The sequence below is a fragment of the Paenisporosarcina sp. TG-14 genome, assembly GCF_000297555.1.
Classification (GTDB): domain Bacteria; phylum Bacillota; class Bacilli; order Bacillales_A; family Planococcaceae; genus Paenisporosarcina; species Paenisporosarcina antarctica.
Window position 1 is genome coordinate 1 of sequence record NZ_AMGD01000110.1, and the last position, 8542, is coordinate 8542.

12 protein-coding genes are annotated in these 8542 nt (G+C 37.7%); 10 read left to right on the forward strand and 2 right to left on the reverse strand.

Translation table 11 applies throughout. The annotated features are described in order from the left end of the window. Window positions 1-134 precede the first annotated feature (134 nt). A complete protein-coding gene (locus tag C406_RS0118850) occupies window positions 135-1106 on the reverse strand; it encodes a nuclease-related domain-containing protein (protein WP_017382193.1) in 972 nt (323 codons plus the stop codon). 958 nt (window positions 1107-2064) lie between these two features. Between C406_RS0118850 and spoIID the strand changes: the two genes are divergently transcribed. The 8 genes from spoIID to C406_RS0118895 all read left to right on the forward strand — a co-directional run bounded on the left by spoIID (window position 2065) and on the right by C406_RS0118895 (window position 7040). Next, window positions 2065-2997 (forward strand): stage II sporulation protein D, encoded by a 933-nt coding sequence (gene spoIID / locus C406_RS0118860; protein WP_017382195.1) that lies wholly within the window; start codon window positions 2065-2067, stop codon window positions 2995-2997. A gap of 35 nt (window positions 2998-3032) precedes the next feature. Then, a complete protein-coding gene (locus C406_RS0118865) occupies window positions 3033-3698 on the forward strand; it encodes a M23 family metallopeptidase (RefSeq protein ID WP_017382196.1) in 666 nt (221 codons plus the stop codon). 55 nt (window positions 3699-3753) lie between these two features. Beyond that, window positions 3754-4026, forward strand: a complete 273-nt coding sequence (locus tag C406_RS0118870) for a sporulation transcriptional regulator SpoIIID (RefSeq protein ID WP_017382197.1) — start codon at window positions 3754-3756, stop codon at window positions 4024-4026. A 146-nt stretch (window positions 4027-4172) separates the two neighbouring features. Next, on the forward strand, window positions 4173-5162 hold the full coding sequence (locus tag C406_RS0118875) for a rod shape-determining protein (RefSeq protein ID WP_017382198.1): 990 nt from the start codon (window positions 4173-4175) through the stop codon (window positions 5160-5162). 54 nt (window positions 5163-5216) lie between these two features. Next, window positions 5217-5510 carry a DNA-directed RNA polymerase subunit beta gene (locus C406_RS0118880; RefSeq protein ID WP_017382199.1) on the forward strand — a complete coding sequence of 98 codons (294 nt, stop codon included), beginning with the start codon at window positions 5217-5219 and terminating at the stop codon, window positions 5508-5510. A gap of 18 nt (window positions 5511-5528) precedes the next feature. Then, complete coding sequence (gene fabZ / locus C406_RS0118885; RefSeq protein WP_026045756.1) at window positions 5529-5972, forward strand: 3-hydroxyacyl-ACP dehydratase FabZ; 444 nt, start codon at window positions 5529-5531, stop codon at window positions 5970-5972. A gap of 254 nt (window positions 5973-6226) precedes the next feature. After that, entirely contained in the window at window positions 6227-6487 is a 261-nt protein-coding gene (locus tag C406_RS0118890; protein WP_017382201.1) for a hypothetical protein, read from the forward strand. Window positions 6488-6794: 307 nt separating this feature from the next. Continuing rightward, window positions 6795-7040: a hypothetical protein gene (locus tag C406_RS0118895; protein ID WP_017382202.1), complete on the forward strand. Its 246-nt coding sequence runs from the start codon at window positions 6795-6797 to the stop codon at window positions 7038-7040. A 37-nt stretch (window positions 7041-7077) separates the two neighbouring features. Here the strand turns inward: C406_RS0118895 and C406_RS0118900 are convergent, their stop codons facing one another. Continuing rightward, window positions 7078-7515 carry a YwpF family protein gene (locus C406_RS0118900; RefSeq protein ID WP_017382203.1) on the reverse strand — a complete coding sequence of 146 codons (438 nt, stop codon included), beginning with the start codon at window positions 7513-7515 and terminating at the stop codon, window positions 7078-7080. Window positions 7516-7780: 265 nt separating this feature from the next. Here C406_RS0118900 and C406_RS0118905 point away from each other — a divergent pair, with 265 nt between their 5' ends. Both C406_RS0118905 and C406_RS20865 read left to right on the forward strand, forming a co-directional pair. Beyond that, complete coding sequence (locus C406_RS0118905) at window positions 7781-8200, forward strand: single-stranded DNA-binding protein (RefSeq protein WP_017382204.1); 420 nt, start codon at window positions 7781-7783, stop codon at window positions 8198-8200. 85 nt (window positions 8201-8285) lie between these two features. Next, window positions 8286-8426: a hypothetical protein gene (locus C406_RS20865; RefSeq protein ID WP_017382205.1), complete on the forward strand. Its 141-nt coding sequence runs from the start codon at window positions 8286-8288 to the stop codon at window positions 8424-8426. Window positions 8427-8542 lie beyond the last annotated feature (116 nt).

The following is an 8542-nucleotide window of genomic DNA, read 5'->3' on the forward strand; positions in this document are numbered from 1 at the left end:
ATAGAGCGTCACGTTGTAATAGTAAAATTTCGGAAGTGTCCTGATTTCGAATATTGATCGTCATTAACTAAAGTGACAGACAGTTCATCCAACATAAAAAAGAAGCAACCGTTTTTTCATCAACGGTTGCTTAATTATTTATAGGTAGTGTCCGATTCTTTGGTTAGCCAAAAAGATGTTGAATAAGTGTAACGGCGATACTTGTTATTATTAATTGCTTCAAGTCCAATATTTTTCAGTAAATAGCTTGCGGCATATTTATCTTTTAGGTCGAGAAAATGTAAGCATTCATTGTTGGATATTGAATTCTTGCATAGGTAGAACCAGTCTTCTATGGCTTGTTTTTGAAGTGTCTTTTTAGATATTTTACAAGTAGGACAACGGTTTTGGTGTGTATTATTTTGACACTCCGAACAGATTAGTCCAGTCTTTAGGTCTTTCAAATTAATTGGGTAGGTCTCTGCAAGTGCTTGTGGAAAATAGTTAGTAGATAGTGATATTAGAGATTTTGATAAACGGTTGAAAGTTGAGGTTGAAATTACATTTGGGAGTTCGTTTAGTTCATCAATGTGATTAGAAACATCGCATCCCATTAATACTTTCACGTCTTCTGGGGGATTGAAAATATGGGTTGACGAGAAGGCGAATACTATTCTTTTTTCTATAGGTATGGATATTTTGAGTTGTTGTAACAGATAATGTAGCTTTTTATGATGTCTTAAGATTTGTTGTTCAGGACATTTATAGGTAGTTATTTCTCCATTCAAATCTCTAACAAGTTGTTTAGGGTTTTGTTGAAAGTAAATTTTCCCTTTAATATTTTTAATTTCAAGAATGGCAATATACTTTCGTGTAATTATGAGCGTATCAATTTGAAGGTAAGAATCAGGGCGGATTTGAATATGAATATCTTTTAGAATAGTGTAAGGTTTCGGAAAATCAATTTGATTAAGGAAATGATCAACATATCTCTCACCAAAATAACCGGCCTCGATACTTTTAATCTTTGCCTGGATGTCTTTTTTAAATGGATGATTGTGTGGGAAACGATGAAGCAATCGTTTGTAGACTTGAATGGTTTTTGGTGGAATCCGTAATGTGTCCATAAAGATACTCCTTTAAGTAGATATTTTAATAGAGATAAATTGAAAATAACATAAAAGTTTATGCTGAAGCAAGTTTTTAGAAGCAGAATTTGTCGAGCGAAGGCTCAGTTGTAATTATTGGGCATCACGTTGTAATTCTTGTAGGGGACGTTGTAAAAAAAGGAGTTGACGTTATAAAAATCGAGCGTCACGTTGTAATAGTTAAATACTGAAAACTAGGTCCATCACTTCTCGTCACAAAAAATGCTGGCGAAGGCATTCGACAGTTCAAATCAAGATTTTTCACCTAAATAGTAGAAAGGCTGAAGTGAATAATGGCCCCGCCGTAGTAATTGGCGGGTTTTGCTATGAGGGAAATGTACACTTTCTTGTCGAGCGAAGGCTCAGTTGTAATTATGAGGCATCACGTTGTAATTATTGTAGGTGACGTTGTAAAAAAGAGAGTCGACGTTGTAAAAATAGAGCGTCACGTTGTAATAGTGAAATACTGGAAATTAGATCCAACACTTCTCTTCACAAAAAATAGCTGGCGATGTCATCCGACAGTACAAATCAAGATTTTGAACCTTAATATAGAAAGGCTGAGTGATTAATGGCCCCACCGTAGTAATTGGCGGGTTTTGATATGAGGGAAAGTGCTAAAATGGTTTTGTTTTCGCTACGCTCCTGTGGGAATTCACGTGCCGAGGTAGCGTGAAGGGTGTAGGAAAGCGACGGACGTACATCCGCCGCAAGATTGCCTATAAGAACGATCGAAGCTAGAAGTGACAACGTAACTTCTAGCTTCGATTCATGCTCTAGGTTATATTTGCAACAGAATTCCCGTCCATAACGATCCGGAAACCAAGGTTTTAATTATAGTAGGTAATGATTTAAAATAGGGATGGATTACACGTTGTGAAAATCTATTCGAGCTCAGTCGTTCATAAAGTGGGCGTTCTTTTCATACAATCAGTTCATGAGATACCTAGCCGTTATAATTGTATGTCTCGCATTATTTCTCCTGCCACTGGAATTAATAAAAAAGATACCAAAGCAACAACAGGAAGTACCAAAATCTGAATCTAAAACCGAAACCGCTATTGAGTGTGATCCCGTAATGATTCGTGTTGAAGGGCTTGCTGAGCCTCTTCCATTAGAAGAATACATTGCAGGTGTAGTTCAAGCGGAAATGCCGTCTACGTTTCAGTTAGAGGCTTTAAAAGCACAAGCCATTGCAGCTCGCACATTTGCACTCAAAACAACAAACTTCGGAGCAACTTCTATTAAACCAACGACTTCACATCAAGCGTTCCTTTCCCCAAGCGAACGTACACCTCCTCTAAATATCACACAAGCAGTCACCCAAACAGCTTCTAAAATTATTACTTACAATAATGAACCCATTACGGCGATGTTCTTTTCAACCAGTAACGGAAAGACGGAAAGCGCAGAAGGATATAGTGGAAACGAAATTCCATATTTGATTTCAACGGACAGTAAAGGAGATACAATATCTCCTAAGTTTAACCAGTCAAAATCATTTACATTGAAAGAATGGAACGATGCATTTGGCTTTAATTGGACAGCTGATCACTTCAAAAAATTGGAATTGACAGAAAATAAATCACAACGAATTCAACAAATGACTACTAAACAACACGAATGGACAGGCCGTGAAATTCGAGAAGTTTTAGGGCTCCCGTCAACAGATTTTGAAATTGATACATCCAACCCTAATCTCATTACCGTAGCAACGAAAGGATACGGGCATGGGGTAGGGATGAGTCAATACGGGGCTAACGCAATGGCACAGGAAGGAAGCAAGGTGGAATCGATCTTAAAGCACTATTATCCAAAGACAGAAATAAAAAATTTCCAATCTATTCAATCTGCATGTTTAAAAAATTAAATCGCTGACAACACTAGCAACAAGAGGTGATGAATATGCGAGAGGAAAAATCTAATAATCCTTCTCTAGTAAAAATCAAGAGTAAAAAGAACAAGTGGCTTTGGCCGTCAATCTACGTTGGGTTTTCGCTATTATTTGTAGGCATGATTTGGGGTTATAATGCGTTTGTCAGCCCAGAGAGTGATGTCGCAGATTCTGGTCTAGTAATTAATCCAAATGGTGAAGAAGCTAAAGTTCCTGTAACAGCGCAAGCAGAGAACATGAAATTCCCATTTGATGAAGCAATGCTTGATCAAATGACGATTTTACAAGATTTCTATGACACTGAAGCTTCTGAAGAATCGCAAGAGAATTCTCTTCTTGTATTCAACCAAACTTACGAAACAAATAGCGGTGTTTCAATTTCGATTGAAGGGCAACCGTTTGAAGTCGTATCTGCCATGAGTGGAACAGTAAAAGAAGTTAATCTAGATCCATTTATTGGTGACGAGATTATTGTTGAACATGAAAATGGTTATCTCACAGTATATCGTTCCGTCACTGAAATTTTAGTGAAAACTGGCGATGTTGTGAAACAAGGGCAAGCTATGGCAACCTCAACTGAAAATGAATTTAACCCAACAGCGGGCATTCATTTACAATTCGAAGTTTTTGATGATAAAGGCGAAGTTATGAATCCACGAACGTACTTAGCGTTCTAATTTCAAAGTTTAAGGCATACGGTATAAGAATCGTTCGGTACGGAAGGATGCGGACTTGCACGAACAGATCCGGAAACGTTGCCTTGACCTTGGTGAATTAGTGCAGGAAACTGGCTTGACAGTACGCGCGGTTGCAAAGAAATCGGGCTACTCGAAAAGCACAGTGCACAAAGATTTAACAGAACGCTTAAAACTAGTGAATGAACCACTGGCCAAAGAAGTAAGTGAAATTCTCGCTTATCATAAATCTATCCGACATATTAGAGGCGGGGAAGCGACGAAACAAATGTGGAAGAAAAAAGTAGTACAACCAGAAAAGACGCCATGACGTTAGACACGTCATGGCGTCTTTTCTACGTGAAAAAAGATGTAATTAGAAGTTCTATATGATAGAATTGTCAGTTAGTAGAGACAAAAGATTAACGTTAATATTCACTAAATATAAGAGATATGTAGGAAGGGGAAACATGGTCCATGTTTGCAAAAGATATTGGAATTGACCTTGGAACGGCAAATATTTTAATACACGTAAAAGGCAAGGGAATCGTTTTAAACGAACCTTCTGTTGTAGCATTGGACCGTAAAACGAGACGAGTTCTTGCAGTTGGCGAAGATGCTTACAAAATGGTAGGGCGAACTCCAGGGAATATTGAAGTGGTTCGTCCACTTAAAGAAGGAGTCATCGCTGATTTTGATGTCACTGAAATGATGTTAAAGTACTTTATTAATAAATTAAATGTCAAAGGCTATTTTTCCAAGCCGCGTATTTTAATTTGTTGTCCAACAAACATTACAAGTGTGGAACAAAAAGCGATTCGTGAAGCAGCCGAGAAATCTGGTGGCAAGAAGATTTACTTGGAAGAAGAGCCAAAAGTAGCAGCGATTGGTGCAGGTATGGATATTTTCCAACCAAGTGGCAACATGATTATTGACATTGGTGGAGGCACAACTGATATCGCAGTCCTTTCGATGGGCGATATTGTCACGTCTGAATCGATTAAAGTTGCCGGAGATGTTTTCAATAATGACATTTTACAGTACATAAAACGACATTATAAATTATTAATTGGTGAACGTACATCTGAAAATATTAAAATTACAATCGGTACAGCATTCTCAGATGGACGCAATGAAGAAATGGAAATCCGTGGTCGTGATATGATAACAGGTCTTCCACGCACGATTACCATACGTTCGCCAGAGATAGAAGAATGTATGCGTGAATCCATCGCATTGATCTTACAAGCAGCGAGAAACGTCTTAGAACAAACACCGCCTGAACTTTCTGCTGACATTATTGACCGTGGTGTTATTTTAACAGGTGGCGGTGCACTGATGCACGGCATTGATTCATTGCTTGCAGAAGCGTTAAAAGTTCCTGTATTAATTGCAGACGAGCCAATGAATTGTGTGGCAATTGGAACAGGTATTTTACTTAATAATATTGGGAAAGCTTCAACTTGATTTTAAACGATAAACAAACACCTATGTATTGATATACGATAAGGAGAACGGCGAATGACAAATGATGTAAAAGACCAACAACAAGAGAATACGCCAACGCCTTCAAAGCGACAACAGCACAAAGCTGAAAAAGCCAAAGTTAAGGATGAAAAGAAAACATGGTGGGTTCAAATCCGTCTTTTCCCGATTTGGCTTCGCATCATTCTCATAATAGCACTGGTCCTTGGAGCAATGGCAGCAGGATTGATGATTGGCTATGGATACGTTGGAGACGGCGAACCTAAAGATGCACTCAAATGGGAAACATGGCAACATATTTTAGATATTTTAAATGGCAAAGAGTCATAATTGGAGGAACTTAACATGATATTATCAGCTCAACAAATTCAAGCGATATTACCACATCGTTATCCGTTCTTACTAGTAGATCGAATCACGGAAATAGAAGATGGCAAGCGTGCTGTTGGATTAAAAAACGTCTCAATTAATGAAGATTTTTTTAACGGACATTTTCCTGGATACCCAGTTATGCCAGGTGTATTAATAATTGAAGCACTAGCTCAAGTAGGTGGAGTAGCTTTATTAAATAAAGAAGAAAATAAAGGACGTCTGGCTTTCTTAACAGGCGTTGATAATTGCCGTTTCAAACGTCAAGTAGTACCTGGTGATCAGCTTCGTCTAGAAGTGGAGTTTACTAAAATTCGTGGCGCAATGGGCAAAGGACATGCCATCGCTACAGTTGACGGAGAAATCGCTTGCGAAACTGATATTTTATTTGCACTAGGACCAATTGTTGAAAAAGCAGAATAAACGTTAATTAATCTTTTTTGTATTTTGCAATCCATTTGTGGGAATCGTAAAGAGACAATTAAATCATATGATCCATATTAAATGCGCAATTTTTAAATATATTGTAATATGCGTGTAAGCGGGAATCATCATACATCGAAAACATTTTGAACGAAAAACAAAGATATTATCGGATAGTTCCTTCCTTTCTCGGGCAACATAATGTGAATCACACTGCTGTGTGGTAAACAATGCCAGAAAGGAGGAACTTTTTTATGTGGAAAAAAACAATGATCGGATTAGGTTTAAGTGCTTTAGTACTTTCGGGTTGTAACAACGACATACCGGGGGGTGACGAAACTCCTATGGAAGATACTCGTGATGAAACAAGAGATGTAGTTCCAGATACAAGTCCAACGACAGAAGACCAAAATCTTGATGAGGATAAAGACATGACGAAAGACAGAAATACGCCAGAAGAAGAAATATTAGAAGATGACATGGATGCGCGAGACGCAGATGACATGGACCGATAAATAAAAAAAGCGCAGCAGAAGCACACTTTAGCTCGACTCCGACGCTTAGAAGCAATGAATCGAAAACCTGTTTTCGAATGAGTTTCTCAAGCAGAGGTTCAAGTTAATCGCTATTTCATTTGGGCTAGGACCCAGTTTTTCACAATCCATTTGAGGGAATAGTAAAGATATAAATAGCATCATACGTTCCATTTCATTTTGAATGAAAAACAAATATATTATCGGATAGTTCTCTTCTTTCTCGGGCAACATAATGTGAATCACACTGTTGTGTGGTAAACAATGCCAGAAAGGAGGGAACTTTTTAATGTGGAAAAAAACAATGATTGGATTAGGTTTAAGTGCTTTAGTACTCTCGGGATGTAACATGAGAGACGACGTACCGGGAGTTAACGAAACCCCTATGGAAGATTATCGTGAAGAAACAAGAGATGTAGTTCCGGGTACTGATGAAAGAACTAACTTACCTGAAGAAACTAGAGACTTAGATGGTAATGAAGGTATGAATGATCGAGAGACAGAACCAATTGCACCAGGAGATGAAATGAGATAACTTAGCCTATATTTTTAGTGAAATAAAAAAGACTCGGCTAAACTTTCGCCGAGTCTTTTTCTAATTGAGGACGCTTACGCATACCTTCTTCAAATTGAGCAACAAGTGCGTCCCCTGATAATCCATGTGAGATTAGTTCAGTTAGCAGTTGTTCTGCATACTTACGACGAGCACGTTTTAATGTTCCTTTAAACAACACTGAAACATAATCACCTATTTTTTTCACTTCATAGACAATTACTTCAAAGCTCGCTGGTTCGTTTTCAGGATATGAAATGACGACTTTTACTTCCATCAAGTCACCTGAAACTCTGTGATCTTCAAAAAGATCACTATTAGTATTATCTACATACATCTCTAAAGTCCAAGATCGGTGGCTGTTTTCTTGATTAATAATGATACCATCTATCAGAGGAATTGAGATATTTTGGTCCCCTAGAACCGCTGTCATGGATAGCATTTTAAATGTTTTCAATAAGCGCACACCCTCTCCGCGAAGTCTATATGAAGTAATTATAACACAAAGTTTAAAAAACTTTGAAATGTGGTCAAAATTGAATTTTAGCATAAGCAGGTCTAGCTTACAGCGATATAGGTTTATATGGTTTTTGTGAAAATAAAGCACCTTCAAAATCGAATTATTCCCCCCGGAAAAGTGGTCAAAATAAATTTTTTGTGATTTGCACACAATTTAATGTTATTTGTACAATAAATTCAATACCAAGAAAGGAGGGGGATAAATGAATCAAGTTGGGATGATTGGGCGCATGACAAAAGATCCTGTACTTCGAAGCTTGTCAGAAGGCAGAGTCCAAGCAAGTTTCGTCTTAGCCGTACAACGTACTTACAAAAACGCAAAAGCAGATGATGCGGATTTTGTGTTATGTACTGTATGGGGAAAACTAGCTGAACACACTGTCAAGTATTGTGGTAAAGGCTCACTCGTTGGAATCAGTGGACATATCCATTCAAGGTCCTATCAAAAAGAAGATGGCACTCGCGTCTTTGTAACAGAAGTAATCGTCGACGAAGTTCAGTTTTTACAAACAAAACCTAAAACAGAAGAATCTTCTGAAGGTACTTTTGTTAATAAAGAATCGAAAGCAAAAGACGACTTTATTTTTACAGACGAAGAGCATAAAGAATTACCTGTTGTGTAAATCCAAAAGCCTCGGTAGACCGCACCGTAGGTAAATACACAAATTCTTGAATCACTCGAATCCAAGAGAAAGGAATTCACCCAATATGAAAGAATTGCCTGATCATTTCATTCGAATGGAATTACATATGGAGCAACTAATTCGTATGATAGCTAATTTGAATGAGCGAATCCAAGTACTCGAACACAAACACACGGAATCAACTTTAAGATTAGTAGGCAAATAGTTTTATAATTGATTGACAAGAGAGGAAACCGGTCGCGTGAAGCACGACCGGTTCTTGTACATAAGTATTACTATTATCAAATTAGTTAAAGTAATATGAAACTAAAAAAAGCCTGA

Coding starts and splice junctions, on each gene's coding strand:
- C406_RS0118905 (WP_017382204.1), top strand. CDS start 7,781: ATGAATCAAGTTGGGATGATTGGGCGCATGACAAAAGATCCTGTACTT.
- C406_RS0118890 (WP_017382201.1), top strand. CDS start 6,227: ATGTGGAAAAAAACAATGATCGGATTAGGTTTAAGTGCTTTAGTACTT.
- spoIID (WP_017382195.1), top strand. CDS start 2,065: ATGAGATACCTAGCCGTTATAATTGTATGTCTCGCATTATTTCTCCTG.
- C406_RS0118880 (WP_017382199.1), top strand. CDS start 5,217: ATGACAAATGATGTAAAAGACCAACAACAAGAGAATACGCCAACGCCT.
- C406_RS0118875 (WP_017382198.1), top strand. CDS start 4,173: ATGTTTGCAAAAGATATTGGAATTGACCTTGGAACGGCAAATATTTTA.
- C406_RS0118895 (WP_017382202.1), top strand. CDS start 6,795: ATGTGGAAAAAAACAATGATTGGATTAGGTTTAAGTGCTTTAGTACTC.
- C406_RS20865 (WP_017382205.1), top strand. CDS start 8,286: ATGAAAGAATTGCCTGATCATTTCATTCGAATGGAATTACATATGGAG.
- C406_RS0118850 (WP_017382193.1), bottom strand. CDS start 1,106: ATGGACACATTACGGATTCCACCAAAAACCATTCAAGTCTACAAACGA.
- C406_RS0118865 (WP_017382196.1), top strand. CDS start 3,033: ATGCGAGAGGAAAAATCTAATAATCCTTCTCTAGTAAAAATCAAGAGT.